Below are 25,101 nucleotides of genomic sequence, written 5' to 3'. Positions count from 1 at the left end.
AAAACTACTATCTGTTTTTATTTTTTTATGGCCTTCACCATCACTTTATCTATCTTCACACCATCCATATCGATGACTTCTAATTCAAATTTTTGCCAAATTAATTTCTCTCCTTGCTTAGGAATACGAGAAAGTTCAGTCATAATTAGTCCGCTTACCGTGGTGACTTCATAATCATTTATCAAGTCATCCAACTCAAAATAAGTTAAGAAATCGTGCAATGAATAATGACCATCTACAAGCCAGGAACCATCTTCACGTTCAACCAATTGAAAATCATCTTTATAAAATTCGGATGCATCTCCTACCAAAGCTTCAAGAATATCATTAAGCGTGATTATTCCTTGAAAAATACCATATTCATCAGACACAAAACCATAATGAATTCCACTGGTTTTGAAATTTTCTAAAGCTTGATAAGCCGAGGTTTGCTCCATTATAAAAGGAGCTTCAGTAATAATATCTGCTAAATTAAAATTCTCATTTTCAAAATGAGCAAAGATGTTTTTCAAATTAACGACTCCTATAATATCATCATAATTTTTATCATAAACTGGATAAATAGAATGCAACTCTTTCAACATCAACTCTTTTACTTGGTCCTTGTCTGAATTTAAGGGAAGAAATACCACTGATTTTCTGTGCGTCATTAATGAATTTACTTTCCGGTCTCCGATATGAAAAACACGTTCTAGAATATCTTGCTCTATTTCTTGCACTTCGCCACCTTCGGTACCTTCTTTTATAATGGCTTTGATTTCTTCTTCTGTAATTTTTCCGTCAGCTGAAGGTTTTATACTCAGTATTTTAAGCAAAAATTCAGTCGAAATTGTCAACAACCAAATAAAAGGAGCTGTAATTATTGAAATCATTTTCATGGGAATCGCAACTGCTTTAGCAATACTCTCCGGATGGTTTAGTCCAATTCTTTTAGGTAATAATTCTCCTAAAACCAATGAAAAAAAAGTTAAAACCATTACTACAATTCCAACAGCAATAGTATCTGCATAGGGCCTAAGTATGGCAAAACCTTCTACAAAGACCCGAACATCGGTAGTGATTTTATCACCACTAAAAATTCCTGTTAAAATTCCTATCAAAGTAATTCCTATTTGTACAGTCGATAAAAATTTATTGGGTGCATTTGCCAAATCTAAAGCTGCTTGTGCACTTGCATTGCCTTTTTTGGCAGCATTTTCTAATCTGTTTTTTCTTGCTGATATCAAAGCGATTTCTGACATCGAAAAAACTCCATTTAAGATGATTAAAAATAAAATTATTAAAATTTCCATAATTTAGATTAGAAAACGTATGCTCTACAGCTTATCGATTACAGTACTTAAGCGCTCCGTAATTTCTGCTATAGAACCAATCCCATTTACTGGATAAAATTTGTTTTGTTTTGAGTAATACTCTATTAAAGGAGCTGTTTTTTCGTTATATTCTACGTATCGATTTCTGATTTTTTCTTCATCTTGATCATCAATTCTTCCGCTTGTTTTCCCTCTTTCCAACAATCGTTGAATTAAAACTTCATCATTTGCTTCTAAAGCTATTGTTGCAGTAACTTCCCATGATTTTGTTGCTAAAAAAACATCTAAAGCTTGAGCTTGGGCTATCGTTCTGGGAAAACCATCAAACAAAAAGCCTTTGGTATCTGTATGCCTTTCTACTTCATCTTGTAACATCTTTATGGTCAATTCATCTGGAACTAAATCGCCAGCATCCATGAATATTCTTGCTAACTTTCCTAGTTCAGTATTGTTTTTTAAATGGTATCTAAAAACATCTCCAGTTGAAATGTGTGTTAAATTGTATTTTCCTTTTAAAAATTCTGCTTGAGTTCCTTTTCCAGCTCCTGGTTTTCCAAATAAAACAATATTAATCATGAGTGAGTTGAGTAGTTATTTTGTAGATGTTGTTTTTTATTTTAATTCGTAAATGTCTCTTAGATTCCTGCCTAATCCGTTATAATCAAGACCATATCCAACTATAAATTTGTTTGGAATTCGTATTCCTACATAATCTAATTTTATATCTTTTTTATAAACGTCTGGCTTTAAAAACAAGGTCGCTATTTTTAAGTGTTTTACTTTTTGAGCTTTAAAAATAGATTTTAGTTCTTCAATAGTATTTCCCGTATCAACAATATCTTCCACAATTACTACTGTTCTCCCTTCAAGATTTTGGTTAATGCCGATAAGTTCTTTTACTGAGTTTGTGGATTCTGTTCCTTCGTATGAAGCCATTTTTACAAAAGAAACTTCACACATTCCTCGGTATTGTTTCATTAAATCCGACAAGACCATAAATGAACCGTTTAAAACACCTATAAAGACAGGGACTTCATCAAAAAAATCATCATCCATTTTTTTTGCCATATTCTCTATAGCGAATGCTATTTCTTTAGCTGAGATAAAAGGAACAAAATGTTTATCGTGTAGTTGTATCATTTTTTATTTTTTATAAGGTGCAAATTTAGTAAAGTATTCAGTAGTAAGTAGTACTTAATTTAACCTTTTTTGAAAAACACTATATTTAACTGGTTGGGTGTAATAAAATGTTTGGTTTTTAACATTGTTTATTGGTCTATCAAAAAGAATCTATTGATATAATGCACAAATGTTATTGTTCTTACTTTTGCTAAAATTCTTGCTTTAAAAGATTCAAAAGTCTTAGCACAATAGATTCTAATCATGGACTAGTCGCTTAGTTGTGAAAACAATATTTCAATTCATTTTCTTGATTTTCTAAAATATTGGGATATGGACTCTACTCTTTTTGATTCGCTTTTTTGATGTTTCCAATTTGATATTTACAGTTTGAAACAAATACCCTCTATCGTCAAGAAAAATATAATAAGACATTTGTTGTTTTATGTTTTTCGAAAAATAAGCAACATGAACTTCTGCCTTTTTAATATCTAATAAATGGGAAATTGCATTTTATAGAATAAAATACATGCGATCTATATCCTTAAAACCATTTGTTTTGTGAAGCATAAACCCATTTTTGAAGAAGCCGTTTCAAACTCATTTTTATAGATTTTAATTCTCTTATGAGGTGCAAATTTGCAAATCTCCAACGGCAAACTATCCACGATGAAATAATCTAAATCTTTTAAAAACCGAGATGCTAATTTTGTTGTTACTACTTCTAAAACTCTAAGATAATTTTTTACTATATTTATCGTAGATATTGGTTATTTGTCAGATTCAAGTTTCTTAATTTCAGGATCTTGACTATTATCAAATCCATTTATTTTATTGTAAATAATTACACTTAAAGCATTATGACTATTTATAATTCCAAAATTTTACCATTCCATTTTCCTTTGAATTTATAGGGAACGAAACGTGCAAACAGTTCTTCTTTATACCAATTTAATTTCCTAGTAAGCAGTACAACTTCTTTGTGCTTTTGATTTTTATAGGCATAATCCATCATTTCTGCTTGTGTTTTCCAAATACTAATCGTGGCTTGTTGTATTAATGGCCATTCACCAACTCCAATAGACAACGACAATCCTTTGTATTCCTCTAAACTTTTACTTACATTACCTACGCGACGCCAAAAAGAAAACAACTTGGAAAACCTAATACTAGCCCGTGTCAAAACCATAATGGGTTTGTCAATAAATAGTGTTGCATTTTTAACAAAAGGTTGTTTACCATCCCATTTTCCGTGAGCTTCTGCAGAATGTGCAAAAACGGTAAACAATTCAGTACTTTTTGACTGATACTTTTTAAAAAAAAAATTGTTTTTAAAGAAATCCGTAGCATAATCCTCGGAATCCCAAACACAAAGAAGCGCATAAGTGCCTAAATTTGGCTTGGCACTAAAACCGTTTTCGGCTCCTGAACCCAAAAGTTTGTAAAATACTAATCCTTTACTATTTTTTAAATATTGATGCCCAAATTGCATTTGAGAAAAAGCCCAAAATTTATTTGAAAATCCTTTCAGTTTAAAAAAGGAACAGGTTGTAATTTGGGTCATATAATCGTTTTGAAATTAAAATTGTACATGAAAAGTATTTGATTTATTTTTTTCCACTATTAAAATTTGAACCCCAAGAGGGACTAATTTTTCAAACATAAAAAAAGGATAAGTAACAACTTTAAGAAAAACAAGCATCCAAAAATTTGACTCCATATTCCCAGACCAATTAATACCTCTTTTTTCCATTTTACCGAGCCACCACAAAGTAAAGGCATCTAAAGTTCCATAACGTAAATGAAAATTAATATTATATTTATATTTGTCAAATAAAAGCGAAAAACTTTTTTTAGAAAATAATGAAATATGCCTTGGACTGTGCCATCCTTGCCAATATGACTTTTGTTTTTTTGCGCTAATACTATGGTAGTCTGGGACTTCAATAATCATTTTACCTCCTGGTTTTAAACAATTATAGAGTGTTTGAATAGTTTGATTTGGGTTGTAATCATGTTCTAAATAATGCCAAAGTGTAATTACATCAAAAAGTTTAGTAGATTTAAAATCCTCCGTAGCAACTTTAATCAACTCAATATTAGTGTAGTTTTTTCCGACCCAACCTGAGTCAGAAAAATCAATTCCAGTACAACTAACATTTGATTTTTGTTGTAAAAGTTCTAAAAAAGTTGGATTACCACAACCAACATCTAAGACAGAAACAATTCCATTATTTTTATTTATATTTTTTTTCACCAAATTGACCCGTTTTAAATCAAGATTTTTTTGGCTGTTTTCAACAAAAAAGTGATACTTTCCCCATGCAGCCGAACCTTTGTAGGGCAAATAATTTTCTGTGTAATAATGTTCTAATTTCTCTTGATTTACTCTATTAGTTAAAAATACGGTTTCACAATTTTCACACTTATTAAAAACATAAAGATCTGTATTTGGCTTGTGCATTAATGCACTTGTTGCTATATAAAAATTGTTTTCCGTTTTTTCACAAACAGGACAACACATTACACTTGTTTTCTCCATTGAATAGCTCTTTGTTTATAAATCTATAAAAATTAGACTTTAACTTGTTTCATGGCCGCTTGTAGATATTTCTTTTTAATGATTAACATTCCAAAACTTTCGCCACCTTCTTTCCCAATGTTCTTATGATGCATTTTGTGTGCTCGACGCAATGCTAAAACATATACATTATTCGATTTTGTAAATACTTTAAAACGTTGATGAATAATAAGATCGTGGACAAAAAAATAAGCTAATCCATACAGTAGAATACCAAAACCAACCCAAGTATACCATGCATTATTCATCATCCCAAACATAATAAGAAGCCAACTAGGAACGGCATAAATAATAAAAAATAAATCGTTTCTTTCAAACCAACTTTTATGATCTTTTTTGTGATGATCGGCATGAAAGAACCACATAAATCCGTGCATAATATATTTGTGGTTTGCCCAAGCTGAAAATTCAGTTAGGACGAATGTGGTTAATACAATACTTGTGTTAAGTAGAATTTCCATGATTAATAAAATAAAAATAAATAAGTAAAAAATATAATTTGTAAAATTAATACAATTAAAGACACCTTTCGATGCCCTTTGATTATAGTGGAATAAAATAAATACGGTGTGAAAAAGGCAACTAAAATCCAACCAATATAATTGTGTAAATCTGGCAAGCCTCCTTTAAATTGCCAAAAATCGAGTTTGTAAGCAACTTGTTCAATTAATAAATCAATCCCTGTAACAAGTAAAGCTGAAACTCCCAAAACTATTAATTTATTAGTAAAAATACTGCTTACGGTAATAACTCCTGCACAAATTAATATGGCCCAATTGATGGAGATGATGAGCGGAACATCGACCAATTTATAGCCCAATCCATCGCCATAGCTGTATTGTCCAAATATTAATCCTGTTTTTACTCCTGTTACTTCTATTATAAATCCCATGACAGCTATGGAAAGAAAGGACAGTATAAATTTCTTTTCAAGTAATGGTTGATGGATCAAAAACACAAAACAAGTAAGCAAAAGTGTATATGGCGTAAAAGGACTAAAAAAAGAAGGGTTGAGAACAAAACCTATAGAGCCTGACACATAGACAAGTATAAGAAAATACAAAAAATACCTTTTATAGTCCTTTGTCATTAGTTAGCTCGTTTTGTTATTAGGTTACTTGTTATTTTGGCACTCAACAAGCAAAGCGGAATACCGCCACCAGGATGAACACTTCCGCCCACTAGATATAGATTTTTGATACTGGATGAATAATTAGAATGTCTTAAAAAAGCAGCAAATTTATTGTTACTTGCATTACCATAAAGCGACCCTCCAAGTGATGAAGTTTGATTTTCGATATCAAGAGGGCTTAAACTACTTTCAGCAATAATATGTTGTTCGATATCCGTTTTTAGCATACTATTGATTTTTGCAATAACATTTTTTCTAAGGTCGCTAGCATAGCCAATACTGGCGCTACTATTATGGGGTACATTTACCATCACAAACCAATTCTCACAGCCGTTTGGGGCATCTTCTTTACAATATTTTGAGGTAATGTTAATGTAAACCGTAGGATCTTCTGTGGGATATTGTTTAGAAAATAAATAATCAAATTCCTTTTTATAATCCTCGCTAAACAAAATGTTATGCAATCCCAGCGAAGGAAATTCCTTATTTATTCCCCAATAAAAAACAAAAGCACTACTCGATTTTTGTTGCGCCATTAACTTCTTAGGAGTGAATTTTTTGGGTAATAAATGGTTGTACAGTACATGAATATCTACATCACTTGCCACAATATCAAATGAATAACTAAGCCCATTAGTTTTTATGGAACTTATAGTATTATTGGATTCAACTAGTAATGTCTCAACTAAGGAATTATAGTTAATAGTTACTCCAGAATCTTTTGCTAAATTGACTAAATGAGTTGTAATTTGGTGCATTCCTTTAACTGGCAAATATGCCCCTAAATTAATTTCTAAATGCGAAATCATATTCATCAAAGCAGGAGCTTTATATGGATTAGAACCATTATAGGTAGCGTATCTATTAAATAGCTGTACTGTTTTAGGATTAACAAATATTTTGTTGTTTTTATTATGCATTGTGCTGAATAATCCCAAAAAAGGGGCACATAAAATACCTTTTATAGTTTTAAAGTTGATAAAATTTCTTATTTGGTGCAAAGATTGTTTAAGAAATAAATCTTCAGTAGTTTTAAAATAAAAAGCATTTCGTTTGATATGCTTCAAAACGGATTCTTTTTTTTCATTTAACTTTAGATGTACTTCTTCTGCAAAATCATCCACATTTGAGGATGCCTTTAGTTGTGTCCCATCTGAATAAAAATAATGAGTTATGGTATCTAGTTTTTTATATTCAAATTTTCGCTGTGAATCGTTGCTATTGGATAACTCCTCTATTAAATTAGGCATAGTCAGTAAAGATGGGCCTTTGTCGAAACGAAACCCGTTGATTTTTAGCTCACTTAACTTTCCTCCAGGGTAGCTATTCTTTTCAAAAACGGTTACATTAAAACCTTTTTTTGCTAAACGAATGGCAAGCGCAAGACCTCCAATTCCAGCACCAATAATCCCAACATTTTGTTTCATGTTCTAAAATAAAATAACACACCAAAATTATATCTTTTTAATGGCTAAAGACATTTAACAAAAGTTAAAAGATGTAATCAATAATATGAGTCGCAGTTATGGAAATACTTATAACAAATAAAATGCAAGCAATAGCAGGTGTAGACTAGAAATAAAACATTGCCTTTAAAAAATTTAAACCTAAAGCTTTCTAATTTCTACAATGTAGCTAAAATTAAATAGTATAAATCTCTTAAAAAACTAAATTTAAATAGAAAAGGCTATGTTCTAAAATTTATATTGATACCATTTTTTTATTAAAATTGGGATAACAATTATCAATTCCTGAGTATCTTTGCTCAAATCTAATTGTCGACATACAGGCAACATAACAACTATACGATGAATTATTTCTCATCCGATTTTAAACTAGGAATATTAGGTGGCGGTCAATTAGGCAAAATGCTTTTGTCTGAAACTAGAAAATTTGACATTCAAACCTATGTCCTTGACCCCAGTGACGATGCTCCTTGTAAAATTGCTTGCAATAAATTTTTTAAAGGCGACATTACAGATTTCGACACTGTTTATAATTTTGGCAAACAAGTCAATGTTTTAACTTTCGAAATTGAATTAGTCAATATTGATGCCCTTGAAAAATTAGAACGTGAAGGCATAAAAGTTTTTCCATCACCAAAAACACTCCGAGGAATTCAAAACAAAGGAATACAGAAAGAATTTTATATAAACAATAAAATCCCTACTGCTGAATATGAAAAATTTTCTGCTTTAACCGCTTTAAAAGAAAAAGTAGAAAACAATCAAATTCAACTTCCTTTTGTATGGAAATGCACTGAATTTGGCTATGATGGAAATGGTGTTAAAATCATTCGGAACTATGCTGATTTAGAAAGTCTACCAAATGTAGAATGTATTGCTGAAGAGATGATTCCGTTCAAAAATGAAATTGCTGTTATTGTTTGTCGGAACGCATCTGGAGAAATAAGAACCTATCCTGTGGTGGAAATGGAATTTCATCCTGAAGCCAACCAAGTGGAATATGTCATTTGTCCTGCCAGAATTGACGAAAAAGTTGCAGAAAAAGCGAGAGCAATTGCTTTGAATGTTTCTATAAAATTTGATCATGTTGGACTATTAGCAGTTGAGATGTTTCAAACCCAAGACGATCAAATCATTGTTAACGAAGTAGCGCCTAGACCACATAATTCAGGCCATTATTCAATTGAAGCTAGTTACACTTCGCAATTCGAAAATCATTTAAGAGCCATTTTAAATCTACCTTTGGGTGACACGCAAAGTAAACTTGCCGGAATTATGGTCAATCTATCAGGAGAAGAAGGATTTACAGGAAATGTAGTGTACGAAAACTTAGAACAAATTTTAAGCTGGAGTGGAGTTACTCCTCATATTTACGGAAAAAAAGAAACTCGTCCTTTTCGAAAAATGGGCCATGTAACCATAGTGCACAAGGATTTAAATGAAGCTAGAATTCTAGCCGAAAAAGTAAAAAACACCATACGAGTAATTAGTAGTAAGCCCAAATTAAACCCATTTAAACTATAAAAAATGAGCAAAGTAGCCATAATAATGGGAAGCATCTCTGATATGCCCATCATGCAAGAAGCCATCGATATTCTAAAAGGTTTTGATATTGAAACCGAAGTGGATATCGTTTCAGCACACCGAACTCCCGAAAAACTATTTGATTTTAGCAAAAATGCCCACACTCGAGGAATTTCAGTAATTATTGCTGGTGCTGGTGGTGCTGCGCATTTACCGGGAATGGTAGCATCTATGTCGCCATTGCCTGTAATTGGTGTACCTGTAAAATCGAGTAATTCTATTGATGGATGGGATAGTGTTTTGTCTATTCTGCAAATGCCGGGAGGCGTTCCAGTGGCAACTGTAGCCTTAAATGGAGCAAAAAATGCTGGTATTTTAGCAGCTCAAATTATTGGCAGTCACGATAAATGTGTTCTTGACAAAATTGTTTTTTACAAAGAAAGTTTGAAGGATGCAGTGAATAAATCTTCTGAAAATTTAAAAAAAAAAATGTTAATCCATTAAGAAAGTTAGGAGTTTTTAATCAACAGAATTCTTAATAAAACACAACTCCTTAATTGTTTAAAAAAATACAAATTGTTACAATGAAATTACTTACTCAAAAATTCCAAACCAAACACAATACTGCCCCTTTTTCTCAAATCAACATTGAAGATTATAAACCTGCCTTTATTTCAACTATTGCTGCTGCAAGAGCCGAAATTGATGCAATAACCAACAATGCAGAAGCTCCAACGTTCCAAAATACCATCGAAGCTTTGGATTTTTCAGGTGATGCTTTGGACCGATTGTCTTCTATTTTCTTCAATCTAAATTCAGCAGAAACCAGTGATGAAATGCAAAAAATCGCTCAAGAAGTTTCTCCTTTATTAACTGAATTCAGTAATGATATTACGCTAAACGAAGATTTATTCAAAAGAATAAAAACGGTTTACGAACAACGAGAAAGTTTAAATCTCACTATAGAACAAGCCACTTTATTGGATAAAAAATTCAAAGGCTTTTCAAGAAATGGGGCACTTTTATCAGAAGAAAAAAAATCAAAATTACGAGAAATCGACACCGAATTAGCCAAGTTAAAGTTAACATATGGTGAAAACATTTTGGCCGAAACCAATAATTATCAATTGCATATTACTAATGAAATTGATTTAAAAGGGTTGCCCGAAGGAACCATTGAAGCAGCTAAAGCACTAGCAAAATCTAAAGATTTAGAAGGTTGGATTTTTACATTAGATTATCCAAGCTATATTCCGTTTGTGACCTATGCCGACAATCGCGAATTGCGAAAAGAAATGGCCATTGCAGCTGGAAAAAAAGCATTTCAGAATAACGAATTCGACAATCAAGAAATCACTTTAAAAATTGCTAAACTACGTTACGAAAGAGCCAATTTATTAGGTTATGAAACCCATTCCCATTTTGTTTTAGAAGAACGAATGGCTCAAAATCCCGATAAAGTAAAATCATTTTTAAATGATTTATTAGCCAAAGCGAAACCTGCGGCCGAAAGAGAATTTGCCCAACTTTCCGCTTTTGCAAAAGAATTAGATGGAATTGAAAAGCTAGAAAAATGGGATGGTGCCTATTATTCTGAAAAATTGAAACAACAATTATTCAATTTGGATGATGAAAAACTAAAGCCTTATTTTCAATTGGAAAATGTGTTGAATGGTGCTTTTACAATTGCCGGAAAATTATTTGGTTTAACATTTACCGAAGTCTACGATATTGACAAATACCATGAAGAAGTTACAACTTACGAAGTAAAAGACGAATTTGGAGAACTAGTCGCCATTTTCTATGCCGATTTTTTCCCAAGAAAAGGCAAAAGAAATGGTGCTTGGATGACCAGCTTTAAATCACAATACATAAAAGGAAATACCAACGAAAGACCGCATATTTCCAACGTTTGTAATTTTACAAAACCAACCGAGACAAAACCGTCGTTACTAACTTTTAACGAAGTAACCACTTTGTTTCACGAGTTTGGTCACGGATTACATGGCATGCTAGCCAATACGGTTTACCCGAGTCTTTCAGGAACATCGGTATATTGGGACTTTGTAGAATTACCAAGTCAGGTGATGGAAAATTGGTGCTACGAACCCGAAGCTTTAGCGTTATTTGCCAAGCATTATCAAACTGGAGAAGTTATTCCACAAGAATTTGTAGAAAAAATAAAAGAAAGTGCTAGCTTTCAAGAAGGCATGGCAACCTTGCGACAAATCAGTTTTGGATTGCTTGACATGGCTTTTCACAGCAACAATCCAACTGAGATTACAGATGTAAAAGCTTTCGAAAAAAATGCATTTGAAGGCACTACATTATATCCAGATGTAGCTGAAAACTGCATGAGTGTATCGTTTTCTCATATTTTTAACGGTGGGTATTCTTCTGGATATTACAGTTACAAATGGGCCGAGGTTTTAGATGCAGATGCATTTGCTTATTTTCAAGAGTGCGGCATTTTTAATACAGAAGTGGCGACCAAATTTAAGGAGAATGTACTTTCAAAAGGCGGTACCGAATTGCCAATGGAATTGTACAAACGTTTTAGAGGTCAGGAACCGAAAGCAGATGCTTTGTTGAAAAGAGCGGGATTGATTTAGATGTTTAGAATTTTAGATATTTAGAAACCGAAGTTAACGTTTCGGTTTTTTTATTGAAATAAAATCAATAATCCTAGCCAAAATATCGGCACGCTTTCTACCCAAAACGAAGTATAATATTCATTCTTCTCTAAAGAAGTAAAACGAATAAAAATTGCAGTTATAATAGCAATTAAAGCATCAATTATAAAATTGTGAATTCTATAATTCAAAAAATCTAAAGACAAAAAAATTACTATAAAACCATAACCCAACTGCTTGGCTTTTCGAATACCAAATAATTGCGGTAAGGTATTTAGGCTTTTCGGGTCGGTTTTAGTATCCATAATTTCAAAAGGAATGAGTAAACTGGTAAGAATAAAAAAACGTTGTGTCAAGCTCACATAAAAATCAAAAGGCATCCATTTAACAGTTTGAAACGGAATATAAACGGTAACATAAGTTACCACAATACTCACAAAAAGCAATTTCAACCAACCGTATTTCCTGAGAAAAGGATATAGTAATACGAAAATTCCTGAAATCAATATTGAAATTTGAATTCCCTTTTTTAACCACAAAAAGAAAAACAAAAAACCTATAGAACTCAATAGGCTAAAGACTAGAATTCCATAATGTTTATTGGAATGGAAATTTCCGTTTCTAAAAACATCATAATATTTTAAAAAATTATATCCGATAACAGTTCCAAAAAAAACCAGCATTGAATAGTTATCAATATGTTTTGTCAGTAAATAACAATCTGTGATTTTTACCAAACAAAAAACAGCTATACCAACATGCAATGAAGATTGAATATAAAAATCGAATAACTTTCTTAAAATTATCATTTCACAAAAATAATCAAACTGTTAATAAGAACCCTTTTTAGTTGAAAAACTATCTAAACATTAGCCAATGTTTAAGACAAAATTAGAACATTAATAATTACTTTTGTTAGCGTTAAAAACAACGCAAATTACTACTTATATTTCCCTATATGAAAACAGACACTTTTGCTTTAAGACACATTGGTCCAAGAGAAACTGATCTTCAACATATGTTCAAGACTATTGGTGTTTCGAGTATGGAACAGCTTATTTATGAAACTCTTCCTGACGATATTCGTTTAAAATCCGACTTGAATTTGGAACCAGCCATGACCGAATATGAGTTTGCAAAACACATTTTTACCTTAGGAAATAAAAATAAAGTGTTCCAATCATACATTGGTTTAGGTTATAATCAATCTATTATTCCTGCAGTTATTCAAAGAAATATTTTTGAAAATCCAGGGTGGTATACTGCTTATACTCCATATCAAGCAGAAATTGCTCAAGGAAGATTGGAAGCTATTTTGAATTTTCAAACCATGGTTATTGAGCTTTCAGGAATGGAAATAGCCAATGCTTCTTTATTAGATGAAGGTACAGCAGCAGCTGAAGCCATGGCATTATTATTTGATGTTAGAACCCGTGACCAAAAGAAAAATAACATTTGTAAGTTCTTTGTTTCTGAAGAAATTTTACCTCAAACCTTATCCGTTTTACAAACACGTTCTACTCCTATTGGAGTGGAATTAGTGATTGGAAACCATGAAACATTTGATTTTTCAACTGATTTTTATGGAGCCATACTTCAATATCCTGGAAAACATGGTCAAGTAAACGATTATTCTGGGTTTATTTCAAAAGCAAAAACAAACGAAATAAAAGTAGCTGTTGCAGCGGATATTTTAAGTTTGGCACTATTAACTTCCCCAGGTGAAATGGGAGCCGATGTTGTACTTGGAACTACTCAACGTTTCGGAATTCCGTTAGGCTATGGGGGTCCACATGCTGCTTATTTTGCTACCAAAGAGGAATACAAGCGTTCGATGCCGGGTAGAATTATTGGCGTAACAGTTGACACTAATGGAAATCGTGCTTTACGCATGGCATTGCAAACTCGAGAGCAACACATCAAACGTGATAAAGCCACTTCTAATATTTGTACAGCACAAGTTTTATTGTCAGTTATGGCTGGAATGTATGCCGTGTATCATGGCCCAAAAGGATTACAATATATCGCCAATAAAGTACATGCTTCGGCGATAACTTTAGCAAACGAATTAGAAAAATTAGGTTTACACCAAATCAATACAGCGTATTTTGACACTATTGCCATTAAAGTCGATGCCAAAAAAGTACTTATCATTGCTGAACAAAATGAAGTCAATTTTTATTATATCGATGAAAATACGGTTTCAATTTCATTAAATGAAACTACATCGATAGCCGATTTGAATTTGATTGTTTCGGTTTTCGCTCAAGCAAATGACAAACAGGCTTCAACCATTATAAAATTATCAGAAAACAGTCAATTGCCATCTAGTTTAGAAAGAACGTCTCCCTTTTTGCAACACGATGTTTTTAATAAATACCATTCAGAAAGTGCTTTAATGCGTTACATCAAAATGTTAGAACGCAAAGATTTGGCTTTGAATCATTCTATGATTTCACTTGGTTCCTGTACCATGAAATTAAATGCCGCATCAGAAATGTTGCCTTTAAGCATGCCACAATGGAACAACATTCATCCATTTGCTCCCTTAAATCAAGTGCAAGGGTATCAGGAAATGTTAGCCAAATTAGAACAACAATTAAATGAAATTACCGGTTTTGCGGGAACTACTTTACAACCTAATTCTGGTGCACAAGGAGAGTATGCCGGTCTAATGGTTATCCGTGCTTATCATCAATCACGTGGAGACCATCATAGAAATATTGCTTTAATTCCATCATCTGCACACGGAACCAATCCAGCTTCAGCAGCTATGGCTGGAATGAAAGTTGTAGTTACAAAAACTTTAGAAAACGGAAATATTGATGTGGATGATTTGCGTGAAAAAGCAATTTTACACAAAGATAATTTATCCTGTTTGATGGTAACTTACCCATCTACCCACGGCGTTTTTGAAAGTGCAATTAAAGAAATTACACAACTTATTCACGACAACGGAGGACAAGTCTATATGGATGGCGCTAATATGAATGCTCAAGTAGGATTAACAAATCCTGCTACTATTGGTGCTGATGTTTGCCATTTAAATTTACATAAAACATTTGCTATCCCTCATGGCGGTGGCGGGCCTGGTGTTGGACCAATTTGCGTTGCCCCACAATTAGTGCCCTTTTTACCAACAAATCCTGTTATTGCAACAGGTGGAGAACACGCTATTACTGCAATTTCTGCTGCGCCTTGGGGTTCTGCTTTGGTTTGCTTAATATCTTACGGATACATTTGTATGTTGGGCGCAGAAGGATTAAAAAGTTCAACAGAACACGCCATATTAAATGCTAATTACATCAAAGAAAGATTAAATGGTTATTATGACACTTTATATTCTGGAGAAATGGGTAGAGCTGCTCACGAAATGATTTTGGAATGTCGCCCGTTTAAAGAAAAAGGAATTGAAGTAACCGATATTGCCAAACGATTAATGGATTATGGTTTTCATGCGCCAACCGTTTCGTTCCCAGTTGCTGGCACGTTGATGATCGAACCAACAGAAAGCGAAGACTTAGCCGAATTAGATCGTTTTTGTGATGCCATGATTTCGATTCGAAAAGAAATAGAAGCTGCTAATGCAGATGATTCTAATAATGTGCTTAAAAATTCTCCACATACTTTAGCAATGATTACAACTGATAATTGGATGTATCCTTATACTCGTGAACAAGCCGCTTTTCCATTAGATTATATTGCAGATAATAAATTTTGGCCAACCGTTCGTCGTGCAGATGAAGCATATGGAGATCGAAATTTAGTGTGCAGTTGTGCTCCAATTGAAGCCTACATGGAAAATTAATAACCATAATAAAGTTTGTAAAGTCGAGTTTCTTAATACCCTAAATTATTTTGAAATTCGACTTTTGACTTTAAGACATTTTGACTAGCTAATGAAAGACATTGAAAATCAAGACGATTTATACCTACTAGTTGACGAATTTTATAAAAAATTACTATCTGATGATTCGATTAGTTACATTTTTACTGATGTCGTTAAAATAAAAATCGAAGAACATTTACCTATTTTAGTTACTTTTTGGTCACAAGCCATTTTAGGAACTGGCGGTTATACCAATAATTTGACCCAAATTCATATGGATATTGATAAAAAAGAACATCTCACCAAAGAGCTTTTCGATATTTGGCTCAACCATTTTTATACCACTGTTGATGAAATTTTTATTGGAGAAAAAGCTGAAAAGATAAAAACTCAGGCACTGAGTCTTGCAACTATAATGCAAATTAAAGTTTTTCAACAAAATCAAAAACATTAATTTTATTTCAAAAAAAATAAGGAAACAGTATTAAATCAATAATTATATGCATGCATACTATTTTTTTACACTGTTTATTGATTTATTATATTAAATTTACATTTAATTTATCATTATTATTCCGATGAACATAAAAATAACTGGAATAGGAAGTTACATTCCTGAAGTAAAAGTAGCAAATACTGACTTTGAGAAACATGTTTTTCTAAACGAAGATGGTTCTCCTTTTGCTCATTCTAATGCAATTGTGATTGGCAAATTTAAATCGATAACTGGAATTGAAGAAAGAAGATATGCTCCACCTCATTTAAATACTTCTGACTTAGCTTTTTTTGCCGCTCAAAAAGCCATTGAAAATGCAGCTATAAATCCAGAAACTATAGATTATATAATTGTAGCGCATAATTTCGGGGATGTTATACCAAATACTTTTCAATCTGATACAGTGCCTAGTTTGGCAACACGCGTTAAACATAAATTACAAATACAAAACCCAAAATGTGTTGCTTATGATATTCTTTTTGGTTGTCCTGGTTGGATAGAAGGTGTTCTTCAAGCCAATGCATTTATTAAGTCGGGAATGGCAAAACGATGCTTAGTAATTGGTGCCGAAGCGCTGTCTAGAGTGGTAGACCCTCATGATAGAGATAGTATGATTTATGCTGATGGTGCTGGTGCCACAATAATTGAAAGTGCAAATGATGATTCCGGATTATTATCCTACGAGAGTGCGACCTATTCCTTTGAAGAAGCACATTATTTATATTATGGATGCTCTTTTAACAAAGATTTAGATCCAAATACACGTTACATAAAAATGCATGGTCGTAAAATATACGAATTTGCTTTAAGCAAAGTTCCGCAGGCCATGAAAGAGTGTTTAGACAAAAGTGGTGTAGCGATTGGAGACGTTAAAAAAATTCTAATCCATCAAGCTAATGAAAAGATGGACGAAGCAATTGTTTCCCGTTTTTATAAATTATACGATAAAGAAATGCCTGAAGGTATAATGCCAATGATCATAACAAATTTAGGAAATAGTAGTGTGGCAACAATTCCAACACTACTCGATCTTCTTGTTAATGGAAAAATCGAAAAACAACAAATTCATCAAGGCGATGTTCTTATCTTTGCCTCAGTAGGTGCAGGAATGAATGTTAACGCCTTTGTTTACAGATACTAAAAAATAAAATATTGAAAGTTTAAGGTATAAAGTTGCTGGTTTGCATACTTTTAATCTTAAACTTTTAACTTTGCATCCTTATTAATCTAAATAACGAGAGATCGCTTCGTTCCTCGCAATTACTATGTACGAAAAAACTTTTCCAAACAAACGATTCAAACACACATTAGATTTTTTACAAAAACATATCACTACTTCTGAAACCATTTTTGATTTAGGTGTTCCTAATCCATTTTCTAAAATAATGCAAGAAAACGGTTATAACGTAAAAAATACAAGTGGGGAAGATTTAGACAACGACCAAACTGCCCTACAAATAGAAAAGTATTCTGTATTTACTGCATTTGAAATTTTTGAACATTTATTAAATCCCTATACCGTTTTACAAAATATAAAATGTGATAAATTATTAATATCAATTCCACTCCGTTTATGGTTTTCTTCAGCTTACAAAAGTAAGACCGATATGTGGGACAGACATTATCACGAATTTGAAGATTGGCAATTAGATTGGCTGTTAGAAAAAACAGGTTGGAAAGTAATTTCCCGAGAAAAATTTACACATCCTGTAAAAAAGATAGGTTTTAGACCTTTGTTAAGATTCTTTACTCCAAGATACTATATTGTGTATGCTGAAAAAATTATATAAAAATTTTTACAAATTAACCTAATCATTCAAGATTTATACGTATTAATTTGTAAGATTTTTATTTATATATTTATATGTTTTGTGTATTTCAACGATTTTTTTTGCATTTAAACGGATTTAAATATTATCATTGTACCATAATAATGAGAAAATAAAAATCAATAAAAATCAAAACAAAATTAAAAATTAATTATGAAAGTCATTTACACATCAGTCGCATTAATGTTGTTTACATTTTCATTTGGTCAAAAACTATTTATAGTTAGTTCTGACGAGAAATATGGTGTAATAAACGAGAACGGAGTTGAGATTATTCCAGCAAAATACACTTCAATTGAAGACTTTGACAAACTGCATCCAAACTGGAGCAAGGTAGGATTAAATAATCTTTATGGCTTTGTAGACAAAAGCGGAAAAATTATTGTTGAACCAAAATATGAAGCAATTAGCAACTATAATGCTTACACAGAAGGCTGGGCTTTAGTTCAAAAAGAAGGTAAATTTGGCTTCATTGACAATTCAGGAAAGGAAATCATCCCTCCTATTTATGATAAAGTGAGTGCTTTTGGAGAATATTCAAAAGATTGGATGCTAGTAGAGCTAGACGGCCTAAAAGGATTTGTTGACAAAGAAGGAAACATTATAGTTCCTGTAAAATATGTTGACATTGAGAAATTTGACAATGTTAGAAAAAACTGGTCACTTGTTAGAGACAGAAAAGACAAATTAGGATTTATTGACAAAACTGGAAAAGAAATTATTCCTGTTGTATATGACAATATAGAAGCATTTACTAAGAAAAAAACAGTAATTGCAAATGCTGACTAAATACAAATAAAATAAAAAGGGGATTTCTTAACTGAAATCCCCTTTTTTTATTTCCTAAAGTTATAATTTTACCACTTCATTTAAAGTTGTAAATAAAATGAATTTATATATTATCATTCCAGCTCATAACGAAGAAAAATTTATTGCATTAACTTTACAATCTATACTGAATCAAACTACAAAACCACAAAAAATTGTGGTCGTAAATGACAATTCAACTGATAATACAGAAGCTATTGTAAAAGAATATTCAGAAAAAAATACTTCAATTTCCTTAATAAATACCATTTCAACAGCCATTCATTTGCCAGGCAGTAAAGTTATTCAAGCTTTTCATAAAGGATTTGAAACTCTGGATTCAAATTATGACATTATAGTAAAATTAGATGCTGATTTAATTTTACCAAACAATTATTTTGAAACCATAATTTCTCATTTCAAGAAAGACCAGAGAATTGGTATGGTTGGAGGATTCGCCTATATCGAAAAAAACGGAGAATGGATTTTAGAAAACTTAACCGATAAAGATCACATTCGTGGTGCTTTTAAAGCGTACAGAAAAGAATGTTTTATAGAAATAGGAAATTTAAAACCTGCTATGGGTTGGGATACGGTTGATGAATTATTATGTAAGTTTTATGGATGGAAAGTCGTTACTGATGAAAGTTTAAAAGTAAAACATCTAAAACCAACTGGAGCTAATTATAATAAAACAGCTCGTTACAAACAGGGAGAAGCATTTTATACTCTAGGTTATGGATTTATTATTACAACTATTGCATCTGCAAAATTAGCCTTGATGAAAAAGAAACCTCTGCTTTTCTTTGACTATATAAAAGGATTTTGGAAAGCCACAATGGCAAATAAACCATTACTTGTAACTAAGGAGCAAGCCAAGTTTATTAGAACCTATCGCTTACAAAAGATGAAAGAGAAATTGTTTTGAATAAATAAAATTAACTCATAACTTAAAACTCATAACTTATAACTATTTTTGACAATATTTCAATAATAATGATGCTCATCCGCTACTTATCGCAAATTGGAAAATATTTTTTGATGTGGAAAGAAATTTTCAACAAACCAACAAAATGGTCTGTAATGAAAGGACTCATATTCAAAGAAATTGACGATTTAATAATTGGCTCTTTAGGAATTGTTGCCTTTATCTCCTTCTTTGTTGGCGGAGTTGTTGCTATTCAAACCGCTTTAAATTTAACCAATCCATTAATTCCGAAATACTTAATTGGTTATGCAACACGACAATCTATTATTTTGGAGTTTGCGCCTACCTTTATTTCCATAATTATGGCGGGTAAAGTGGGTTCATTTATAACATCTAGTATAGGAACAATGCGTGTTACCGAACAGATTGATGCACTTGAAGTAATGGGAGTAAACTCTCTAAATTATTTGGTTTTCCCAAAACTAATTGCTTTACTTTTATATCCATTTGTAATAGGAATTTCTATGTTTTTAGGCATTTTTGGAGGTTTTATCGCAAGTGTTTATGGTGGTTTTGGTAATAGTTCGGACTTTATTGATGGACTTCAGATAGATTTTATTCCTTTTCATATCACTTATGCCTTTATAAAAACATTAATTTTCGCTTTACTTTTAGCAACTATCCCTTCTTTTCATGGGTATTTCATGAAAGGAGGCGCACTCGAAGTGGGTAAAGCCAGTACTGTTTCATTTGTTTGGACATCTGTTACTATCATTTTGATGAATTATATATTAACTCAATTGCTTTTAACATAATGATAGAAGTAAAAAATGTAGAAAAATCATTTGGCGGAACCAAAGTATTGAAAGGTGTTTCAACTGTTTTTGAGACAGGCAAAACCAATTTAATTATTGGACAAAGTGGTTCTGGAAAAACAGTACTACTAAAAAGTTTACTAGGCATTCACACACCAGAAGTTGGAACAATTTCTTTTGACGGAAGAATCTATTCTGATTTGACTCCCGATGAAAAAAGAGAGTTACGAACTGAAATTGGAATGGTTTTTCAAGGAAGTGCCTTATTTGATAGCATGACAGTTGCTGAAAATGTGGGTTTTCCGCTAAAAATGTTTACCAACAATTCAAAATCTGAAACTAAAGACAGAGTCGATTTTGTGCTAAAAAGAGTGAATCTGATTGATGCCCATCACAAACTCCCTTCTGAAATTTCTGGCGGTATGCAAAAACGGGTTGCCATTGCAAGAGCTATTGTAAACAATCCAAAATATTTATTTTGCGATGAACCCAACTCCGGTTTAGACCCTAACACTTCTATTTTAATTGATAATTTAATTAAAGAAATTACAGAAGAATACAACATTACCACAGTAATTAACTCTCACGATATGAACTCTGTAATGGAAATTGGAGAGAATATACTGTTCCTGAAAAATGGATTAAAAGCTTGGCAAGGAACGAAAGAAGAAATTTTCAGAACTGATAATGAAGCAATTGTTGAATTTGTTTATTCGTCTAACTTATTCAAAAAAGTCAGAGAAGCGTATTTAAAAGGATAAAAAAATCGTCCAAATTTGAACGATTTACTTAAACTTTTTTTTATTTCAATATTTTCACTTTACTATCATCAATTTTAAAGGCTTTAATTACAGCGTAATAATCATTTAAATCGACTGTTTTTTGGCTTTTTCCAGAGAAATAGCCTGGTAAAATAACGATTCTAAAGGTTTGATTTTGAATGTAACTTGGCGCATTTGCCAAATCAAAATTTCCTCCAGCATATATAGTGAAATCTTGTTTGCTAAAATCAAAGTCATAATCTAGTTCTACATCTGAACCATTTATGTTTAAAAACAAAGTTCTAGGAATTGGTTGCCATATTGGTGTAGTCTCGTTTATTGTTCCTGATAGTCTATAAATTAATAGAGCATCAGCAGCAAAAATTGGAGGATTTAAAGTTTGGTAAATTTTATATTCATTATCTATAAAACTAAAATTTATATTTTTAAGTTCGAAAACTTCACTTAATAATCCATTTTGCCCATCAACTCCATTTTGCCCAGGTATGCCTTGAGGTCCTTCACAACTTGAGAAAATAATTGAACCAATTATTGCGATTAAAACAACTATTTTTTTCATAACGTTTATTTTTTAACTATTTATAAAAGTATTCCAAAAATCAAACCAAAAAAACTAATTAAGTAAATTTTAATGAAAAATATATTTTCTTATTTTTACTGACATGAAATTATACATGATAATGATAGGCTGTAGGCCAAAAGGTCGATTGACAGAACAGCACGATATTTTTTTCGGAATTGGAAATTCAGTAGCCGAATTAATACCTAATATGAAAACCTTTTGGCCTGAGGCTAAAGGCAAGATACATATTGATGCTTGGCGAGAAGTAACTGTTGTAAACAATCATACAATCGAAGTTGTTCCGAAAAAAAGTGAAATAAAATCTATCTCACAACTCTTCTTTATTAATCTTGGTGGCTATAAAGAACAAGAATTTGAAGAATATCATTATAAAATACTCGTTGCAAGCGACACATTAGCTCAAGCAATAAAAACGGCTAAATCCACTTCTTTCTTTAAACATTTTGGTTTTAAAGGTGCAACTTCACATATAGATGATAAATATGGTTTAGATGTTGATGATGTTTATAAAGTAAAAGATATTCTGCCGACAGCATTAAAAGAAAAATACGAATTAAAAATTACAAAAAGCGAATTCCCTATTTTAGAAGACATTTTACATATTGGCTATTTAAAATTAGATTCGCTAAAATAATTAAACCAACTATTCAGCTATCAAAATTAATTCTTGTATTCAATACTAACATAAAAAAGGAACAAAAAAAGTTAAAAAAATCAAAATAGAATAAATAAAAATATCAAATCAGCAAAGACCATTCTTAATTGAAGGGTCTTCTTTTATTAAATTAACGTGTTCTTTAAAGAAAATTTATTAATTCATCGAAATCAAGAATCTTTAAGATTACACAACTTTAATGTTAAAATAAAACAAAACATCATTATTATTCCAATTAAAATGTCCAATTTTGCAAAAATAATTTAAAGAATTCAAGATGAAAACCGAAAACAATATCAAAATCGAAATTCCCCAAGCGGTTATTGATGGTGTAATGCGAAAATTACAAGAATGTAAAATGGACTTAGCGCCTTACCTTCAAGAACTAACAAAAGAACAAAGTGTATCATTTATTAAAATAGGAGATAAAACAAAAGTTGTAATAAACAATACTCAAAAGGTTTCAAATCCAGAATCTGTTATAGATTTTGTTACTAATGTTGCCTTTTTTAAAGACGAAACCATAAATTCCAGACTTAACCCTATTCATAATTTAGCGAATTTCTTTGGTAATCAGCGCAACTTAAAACAGTAATTCTATTTAATAATAGTTTTTAATTCTTGCCGATACTGCGAAGCACTCCTTCCCGTATAGGCTTTAAATGATTTATTGAAATGGCTAAAATTATTAAAGCCACTTTCATAACAAATTTCAGAAATACTTATAGGTTTCTCAGCTAATAATTTAGAAGCGTGAACCAATCGATAATCATTTACAAAACTTGTAAACGTCATATTAGTGATTTTCTTGAAATACCTACAAAAAGAAGGATTGGTCATACTCACTAAATTAGCCACTTCCTCTAAAGCAATAGGTTCTTGAAAATGATCTTTTACATAATTAAAAACGCTGCTAATCCTATCATTATCCTGAACTTGCATTTCGATAGAGAATCCATCAGCATTTAAAATAGTATATTCTTTAGAACGCTCTAAAGTATTTAAAATAGATATCATTGTTAACAATCGATCAATAGGGCTTTGAATTTCCATTGCCTCTATCCTTTCTCCAATTATTTTTTTAGTATCCCCATGAAAAGCGATTCCCGCTTTGGCTTGAATAAAAAGATTTTGAATATTCTTCATTTCTGGTATTTCAAAAAAATCATTGCCTAAAAAATTAGGTTTCATCTGAATTACTGTTTCGTTTTTGTTCCCTGTTTGATCATTTGTAAAACCGCAATGCGGTAAATTACTACCTATAAGTATTAGGTCGCCATTGGTATAATACGAAATATGACTTCCTATTTGCCGTTTACCACTACCGCCGTTTACATAAACCAACTCAATTTCAGGATGATAATGCCATAGATGCGATTTTATATTCGCATTTTCGTCGTATTTAGAAAAATAAAAAGAGCTACCATAAGATGGTGCTATAATTTCTAATGAAGGAGGGGCTAATGTTATCATAGTGCTATATTTTAATATATGCAAAATTATCACATAAGTGTGTTTAATTACCAATAATTAACCTATATCGTTTTAGCCATGTTAAAATAGCAAACATATTGGAAAACACAGACCTATTAAGGTCAATATTGTTGTCCTAATTTTGTACTGTTAATATTGAGTATTAATTTAAAGCATTCGATTATGAAAAAGATTTTAAAATTAAGTTTGGTACTATTAGTAGCTTTGACTACTATGCAGACATATGCACAAGAAGGCGATTTTTTACTTTATGTAAAAAAAGGGAACGAAAAAGAAATTAGATTTTCTTTAAACGGAATCAAAAAAATTAATTTGGCATTGTATGACGAAGATAATAATTTGATTTATTCAGAAAATGCTTCAGGCAAAACAGGTATTTTAAGAACCTACAAATTAGACGAGCTTCCAGCCGGAAAGTATTTCTTAATTGCTGAAAATGATGTAAAAAAAGTGAAATACGAGATTGTTGTTTCTGACTTTATTGCTTCTTTATCAAAAAAAGTAATTTCTGAAGTTTATAAAGTAACTATTGAAAACAAAAAAGGAGTTTTAGCAACCTTATAATTACAATCAAAAGCTAAAAAACAAGTTTAAAATAAATTAATTTTTAAAACAAAATCATGAAAAAAATCATAAAATTAAGTATAGTATTTGCATTTGTATTAACAACAATAGGTACTTATGCATCAGAAGAGAACTCTTTCTTAAGCGTTAGAAAAGGGAATGAAAAAGAAATAAAAGTTTCTTTGAACGGAATAAATAAGGCAAAAGTTTCTATTTATGATGAAGAAGACAACTTAATCTACTCAGAAATAGCTACTGGTAAAGAAGGGGTATCAAAAATATACAATCTAGAGGAATTTCCTGAAGGAACTTACTATTTTGTTGTAGAAACTTGTTTGAAAAAAGTAAAGCATGAAATAATTATAAATGGCCAAGAAATTTCAAATGTGACTGCAAAAGAAATTTTATAATAATAAATTAGACCAACATCAATAATTAAAATGAAGAGGCTATTATCAGTAATAGTCTCTTTTCTGTTTTCTTATGTGTTTCTTATTGACATTAAGATTAACAAAAACTTAAATTAAGATATTCTAAATACTAAAGTTTTT

Annotated in this window: 26 protein-coding genes and 1 pseudogene; 15 read left to right on the top strand and 12 right to left on the bottom strand. The window is 31.4% G+C overall.

The window, feature by feature from the left end:
* Window positions 1-17 precede the first annotated feature (17 nt).
* From F6464_RS09375 to crtD, 9 genes and pseudogenes are all read right to left on the bottom strand, one after another.
* Window positions 18-1,292: a hemolysin family protein gene (locus F6464_RS09375; RefSeq protein ID WP_151107553.1), complete on the bottom strand. Its 1,275-nt coding sequence runs from the start codon at window positions 1,290-1,292 to the stop codon at window positions 18-20.
* A gap of 24 nt (window positions 1,293-1,316) precedes the next feature.
* Window positions 1,317-1,889: an adenylate kinase gene (locus F6464_RS09370; RefSeq protein ID WP_151107552.1), complete on the bottom strand. Its 573-nt coding sequence runs from the start codon at window positions 1,887-1,889 to the stop codon at window positions 1,317-1,319.
* 36 nt (window positions 1,890-1,925) lie between these two features.
* On the bottom strand, window positions 1,926-2,453 hold the full coding sequence (gene hpt / locus F6464_RS09365; protein WP_151107551.1) for a hypoxanthine phosphoribosyltransferase: 528 nt from the start codon (window positions 2,451-2,453) through the stop codon (window positions 1,926-1,928).
* 54 nt (window positions 2,454-2,507) lie between these two features.
* Window positions 2,508-3,157, bottom strand: a pseudogene (locus F6464_RS14660) (IS982 family transposase); the annotation flags it as partial.
* Between the two features lie 143 nt (window positions 3,158-3,300).
* On the bottom strand, window positions 3,301-3,996 hold the full coding sequence (locus tag F6464_RS09360; protein ID WP_151107550.1) for a DUF3291 domain-containing protein: 696 nt from the start codon (window positions 3,994-3,996) through the stop codon (window positions 3,301-3,303).
* Window positions 3,997-4,011: 15 nt separating this feature from the next.
* Window positions 4,012-4,974, bottom strand: a complete 963-nt coding sequence (locus F6464_RS09355) for a class I SAM-dependent methyltransferase (RefSeq protein ID WP_151107549.1) — start codon at window positions 4,972-4,974, stop codon at window positions 4,012-4,014.
* Between the two features lie 32 nt (window positions 4,975-5,006).
* Window positions 5,007-5,474, bottom strand: coding sequence for a sterol desaturase family protein (locus tag F6464_RS09350; protein ID WP_191963349.1), 468 nt, complete (start codon window positions 5,472-5,474; stop codon window positions 5,007-5,009).
* A 2-nt stretch (window positions 5,475-5,476) separates the two neighbouring features.
* Window positions 5,477-6,103, bottom strand: a complete 627-nt coding sequence (locus F6464_RS09345; protein ID WP_151107548.1) for a carotenoid biosynthesis protein — start codon at window positions 6,101-6,103, stop codon at window positions 5,477-5,479.
* Window positions 6,103-7,572, bottom strand: a complete 1,470-nt coding sequence (gene crtD, locus F6464_RS09340; protein ID WP_151107547.1) for a 1-hydroxycarotenoid 3,4-desaturase CrtD — start codon at window positions 7,570-7,572, stop codon at window positions 6,103-6,105. The genes F6464_RS09345 and crtD overlap by 1 nt, the downstream gene beginning before the upstream one ends.
* Window positions 7,573-7,953: 381 nt before the next feature.
* On the opposite strand from crtD, the gene F6464_RS09335 reads away from it, so the two are divergent.
* The 3 genes from F6464_RS09335 to F6464_RS09325 all read left to right on the top strand — a co-directional run bounded on the left by F6464_RS09335 (window position 7,954) and on the right by F6464_RS09325 (window position 11,747).
* Complete coding sequence (locus tag F6464_RS09335; protein ID WP_151107546.1) at window positions 7,954-9,135, top strand: 5-(carboxyamino)imidazole ribonucleotide synthase; 1,182 nt, start codon at window positions 7,954-7,956, stop codon at window positions 9,133-9,135.
* A gap of 3 nt (window positions 9,136-9,138) precedes the next feature.
* Complete coding sequence (gene purE / locus F6464_RS09330) at window positions 9,139-9,639, top strand: 5-(carboxyamino)imidazole ribonucleotide mutase (protein ID WP_151107545.1); 501 nt, start codon at window positions 9,139-9,141, stop codon at window positions 9,637-9,639.
* A gap of 80 nt (window positions 9,640-9,719) precedes the next feature.
* Window positions 9,720-11,747, top strand: a complete 2,028-nt coding sequence (locus F6464_RS09325; protein WP_151107544.1) for a M3 family metallopeptidase — start codon at window positions 9,720-9,722, stop codon at window positions 11,745-11,747.
* A gap of 50 nt (window positions 11,748-11,797) precedes the next feature.
* Here F6464_RS09325 and F6464_RS09320 read toward each other — a convergent pair whose 3' ends face one another.
* Window positions 11,798-12,577, bottom strand: a complete 780-nt coding sequence (locus F6464_RS09320) for a hypothetical protein (RefSeq protein ID WP_151107543.1) — start codon at window positions 12,575-12,577, stop codon at window positions 11,798-11,800.
* A gap of 149 nt (window positions 12,578-12,726) precedes the next feature.
* Between F6464_RS09320 and gcvP the strand changes: the two genes are divergently transcribed.
* From gcvP to F6464_RS09280, 8 genes are all read left to right on the top strand, one after another.
* Window positions 12,727-15,576, top strand: a complete 2,850-nt coding sequence (gene gcvP, locus F6464_RS09315; protein ID WP_151107542.1) for an aminomethyl-transferring glycine dehydrogenase — start codon at window positions 12,727-12,729, stop codon at window positions 15,574-15,576.
* A gap of 91 nt (window positions 15,577-15,667) precedes the next feature.
* Window positions 15,668-16,051 carry a group III truncated hemoglobin gene (locus F6464_RS09310; protein ID WP_151107541.1) on the top strand — a complete coding sequence of 128 codons (384 nt, stop codon included), beginning with the start codon at window positions 15,668-15,670 and terminating at the stop codon, window positions 16,049-16,051.
* A 124-nt stretch (window positions 16,052-16,175) separates the two neighbouring features.
* Entirely contained in the window at window positions 16,176-17,234 is a 1,059-nt protein-coding gene (locus F6464_RS09305) for a 3-oxoacyl-ACP synthase III family protein (protein ID WP_151107540.1), read from the top strand.
* 124 nt (window positions 17,235-17,358) lie between these two features.
* Complete coding sequence (locus tag F6464_RS09300; protein WP_151107539.1) at window positions 17,359-17,883, top strand: methyltransferase; 525 nt, start codon at window positions 17,359-17,361, stop codon at window positions 17,881-17,883.
* 192 nt (window positions 17,884-18,075) lie between these two features.
* On the top strand, window positions 18,076-18,711 hold the full coding sequence (locus tag F6464_RS09295; RefSeq protein WP_151107538.1) for a WG repeat-containing protein: 636 nt from the start codon (window positions 18,076-18,078) through the stop codon (window positions 18,709-18,711).
* 97 nt (window positions 18,712-18,808) lie between these two features.
* Complete coding sequence (locus F6464_RS09290) at window positions 18,809-19,657, top strand: glycosyltransferase family 2 protein (RefSeq protein WP_151107537.1); 849 nt, start codon at window positions 18,809-18,811, stop codon at window positions 19,655-19,657.
* Between the two features lie 68 nt (window positions 19,658-19,725).
* Window positions 19,726-20,472 carry an MlaE family ABC transporter permease gene (locus tag F6464_RS09285; protein WP_151107536.1) on the top strand — a complete coding sequence of 249 codons (747 nt, stop codon included), beginning with the start codon at window positions 19,726-19,728 and terminating at the stop codon, window positions 20,470-20,472.
* Window positions 20,472-21,233: an ABC transporter ATP-binding protein gene (locus F6464_RS09280; RefSeq protein WP_151107535.1), complete on the top strand. Its 762-nt coding sequence runs from the start codon at window positions 20,472-20,474 to the stop codon at window positions 21,231-21,233. Before F6464_RS09285 ends, F6464_RS09280 begins: the two co-directional genes overlap by 1 nt.
* Before the next feature lie 40 nt (window positions 21,234-21,273).
* On the opposite strand, the gene F6464_RS09275 is transcribed toward F6464_RS09280, so the two are convergent.
* Complete coding sequence (locus F6464_RS09275; protein ID WP_151107534.1) at window positions 21,274-21,813, bottom strand: hypothetical protein; 540 nt, start codon at window positions 21,811-21,813, stop codon at window positions 21,274-21,276.
* A 103-nt stretch (window positions 21,814-21,916) separates the two neighbouring features.
* Between F6464_RS09275 and F6464_RS09270 the strand changes: the two genes are divergently transcribed.
* Together F6464_RS09270 and F6464_RS09265 are read left to right on the top strand one after the other, a co-directional pair.
* Entirely contained in the window at window positions 21,917-22,471 is a 555-nt protein-coding gene (locus F6464_RS09270) for a DUF1543 domain-containing protein (protein WP_225318056.1), read from the top strand.
* Between the two features lie 298 nt (window positions 22,472-22,769).
* Window positions 22,770-23,087: a hypothetical protein gene (locus F6464_RS09265; RefSeq protein ID WP_151107532.1), complete on the top strand. Its 318-nt coding sequence runs from the start codon at window positions 22,770-22,772 to the stop codon at window positions 23,085-23,087.
* 2 nt (window positions 23,088-23,089) lie between these two features.
* Here the strand turns inward: F6464_RS09265 and F6464_RS09260 are convergent, their stop codons facing one another.
* The gene (locus F6464_RS09260) at window positions 23,090-23,965 is read right to left on the bottom strand and encodes an AraC family transcriptional regulator (RefSeq protein WP_151107531.1); all 876 of its coding nucleotides are present in this window, start codon (window positions 23,963-23,965) and stop codon (window positions 23,090-23,092) included.
* Window positions 23,966-24,148: 183 nt separating this feature from the next.
* Between F6464_RS09260 and F6464_RS09255 the strand changes: the two genes are divergently transcribed.
* Both F6464_RS09255 and F6464_RS09250 read left to right on the top strand, forming a co-directional pair.
* Entirely contained in the window at window positions 24,149-24,550 is a 402-nt protein-coding gene (locus F6464_RS09255; RefSeq protein WP_151107530.1) for a secretion protein, read from the top strand.
* Window positions 24,551-24,606: 56 nt separating this feature from the next.
* The gene (locus F6464_RS09250; RefSeq protein WP_151107529.1) at window positions 24,607-24,960 is read left to right on the top strand and encodes a secretion protein; all 354 of its coding nucleotides are present in this window, start codon (window positions 24,607-24,609) and stop codon (window positions 24,958-24,960) included.
* Window positions 24,961-25,101: the final 141 nt, after the last annotated feature.

It is taken from the genome of Flavobacterium luteum (assembly GCF_008806775.1).
Lineage (GTDB): Bacteria > Bacteroidota > Bacteroidia > Flavobacteriales > Flavobacteriaceae > Flavobacterium > Flavobacterium luteum.
This window is presented reverse-complemented; position numbering and strand designations above follow the sequence as displayed.

What these genes read in the sequence shown, in the direction of transcription:
- F6464_RS09375 (WP_151107553.1), bottom strand. Translation starts at nt 1,292, where the DNA reads ATGGAAATTTTAATAATTTTATTTTTAATCATCTTAAATGGAGTTTTT.
- F6464_RS09370 (WP_151107552.1), bottom strand. Translation starts at nt 1,889, where the DNA reads ATGATTAATATTGTTTTATTTGGAAAACCAGGAGCTGGAAAAGGAACT.
- hpt (WP_151107551.1), bottom strand. Translation starts at nt 2,453, where the DNA reads ATGATACAACTACACGATAAACATTTTGTTCCTTTTATCTCAGCTAAA.
- F6464_RS09360 (WP_151107550.1), bottom strand. Translation starts at nt 3,996, where the DNA reads ATGACCCAAATTACAACCTGTTCCTTTTTTAAACTGAAAGGATTTTCA.
- F6464_RS09355 (WP_151107549.1), bottom strand. Translation starts at nt 4,974, where the DNA reads ATGGAGAAAACAAGTGTAATGTGTTGTCCTGTTTGTGAAAAAACGGAA.
- F6464_RS09350 (WP_191963349.1), bottom strand. Translation starts at nt 5,474, where the DNA reads ATGGAAATTCTACTTAACACAAGTATTGTATTAACCACATTCGTCCTA.
- F6464_RS09345 (WP_151107548.1), bottom strand. Translation starts at nt 6,103, where the DNA reads ATGACAAAGGACTATAAAAGGTATTTTTTGTATTTTCTTATACTTGTC.
- crtD (WP_151107547.1), bottom strand. Translation starts at nt 7,572, where the DNA reads ATGAAACAAAATGTTGGGATTATTGGTGCTGGAATTGGAGGTCTTGCG.
- F6464_RS09335 (WP_151107546.1), top strand. Translation starts at nt 7,954, where the DNA reads ATGAATTATTTCTCATCCGATTTTAAACTAGGAATATTAGGTGGCGGT.
- purE (WP_151107545.1), top strand. Translation starts at nt 9,139, where the DNA reads ATGAGCAAAGTAGCCATAATAATGGGAAGCATCTCTGATATGCCCATC.
- F6464_RS09325 (WP_151107544.1), top strand. Translation starts at nt 9,720, where the DNA reads ATGAAATTACTTACTCAAAAATTCCAAACCAAACACAATACTGCCCCT.
- F6464_RS09320 (WP_151107543.1), bottom strand. Translation starts at nt 12,577, where the DNA reads ATGATAATTTTAAGAAAGTTATTCGATTTTTATATTCAATCTTCATTG.
- gcvP (WP_151107542.1), top strand. Translation starts at nt 12,727, where the DNA reads ATGAAAACAGACACTTTTGCTTTAAGACACATTGGTCCAAGAGAAACT.
- F6464_RS09310 (WP_151107541.1), top strand. Translation starts at nt 15,668, where the DNA reads ATGAAAGACATTGAAAATCAAGACGATTTATACCTACTAGTTGACGAA.
- F6464_RS09305 (WP_151107540.1), top strand. Translation starts at nt 16,176, where the DNA reads ATGAACATAAAAATAACTGGAATAGGAAGTTACATTCCTGAAGTAAAA.
- F6464_RS09300 (WP_151107539.1), top strand. Translation starts at nt 17,359, where the DNA reads ATGTACGAAAAAACTTTTCCAAACAAACGATTCAAACACACATTAGAT.
- F6464_RS09295 (WP_151107538.1), top strand. Translation starts at nt 18,076, where the DNA reads ATGAAAGTCATTTACACATCAGTCGCATTAATGTTGTTTACATTTTCA.
- F6464_RS09290 (WP_151107537.1), top strand. Translation starts at nt 18,809, where the DNA reads ATGAATTTATATATTATCATTCCAGCTCATAACGAAGAAAAATTTATT.
- F6464_RS09285 (WP_151107536.1), top strand. Translation starts at nt 19,726, where the DNA reads ATGATGCTCATCCGCTACTTATCGCAAATTGGAAAATATTTTTTGATG.
- F6464_RS09280 (WP_151107535.1), top strand. Translation starts at nt 20,472, where the DNA reads ATGATAGAAGTAAAAAATGTAGAAAAATCATTTGGCGGAACCAAAGTA.
- F6464_RS09275 (WP_151107534.1), bottom strand. Translation starts at nt 21,813, where the DNA reads ATGAAAAAAATAGTTGTTTTAATCGCAATAATTGGTTCAATTATTTTC.
- F6464_RS09270 (WP_225318056.1), top strand. Translation starts at nt 21,917, where the DNA reads ATGAAATTATACATGATAATGATAGGCTGTAGGCCAAAAGGTCGATTG.
- F6464_RS09265 (WP_151107532.1), top strand. Translation starts at nt 22,770, where the DNA reads ATGAAAACCGAAAACAATATCAAAATCGAAATTCCCCAAGCGGTTATT.
- F6464_RS09260 (WP_151107531.1), bottom strand. Translation starts at nt 23,965, where the DNA reads ATGATAACATTAGCCCCTCCTTCATTAGAAATTATAGCACCATCTTAT.
- F6464_RS09255 (WP_151107530.1), top strand. Translation starts at nt 24,149, where the DNA reads ATGAAAAAGATTTTAAAATTAAGTTTGGTACTATTAGTAGCTTTGACT.
- F6464_RS09250 (WP_151107529.1), top strand. Translation starts at nt 24,607, where the DNA reads ATGAAAAAAATCATAAAATTAAGTATAGTATTTGCATTTGTATTAACA.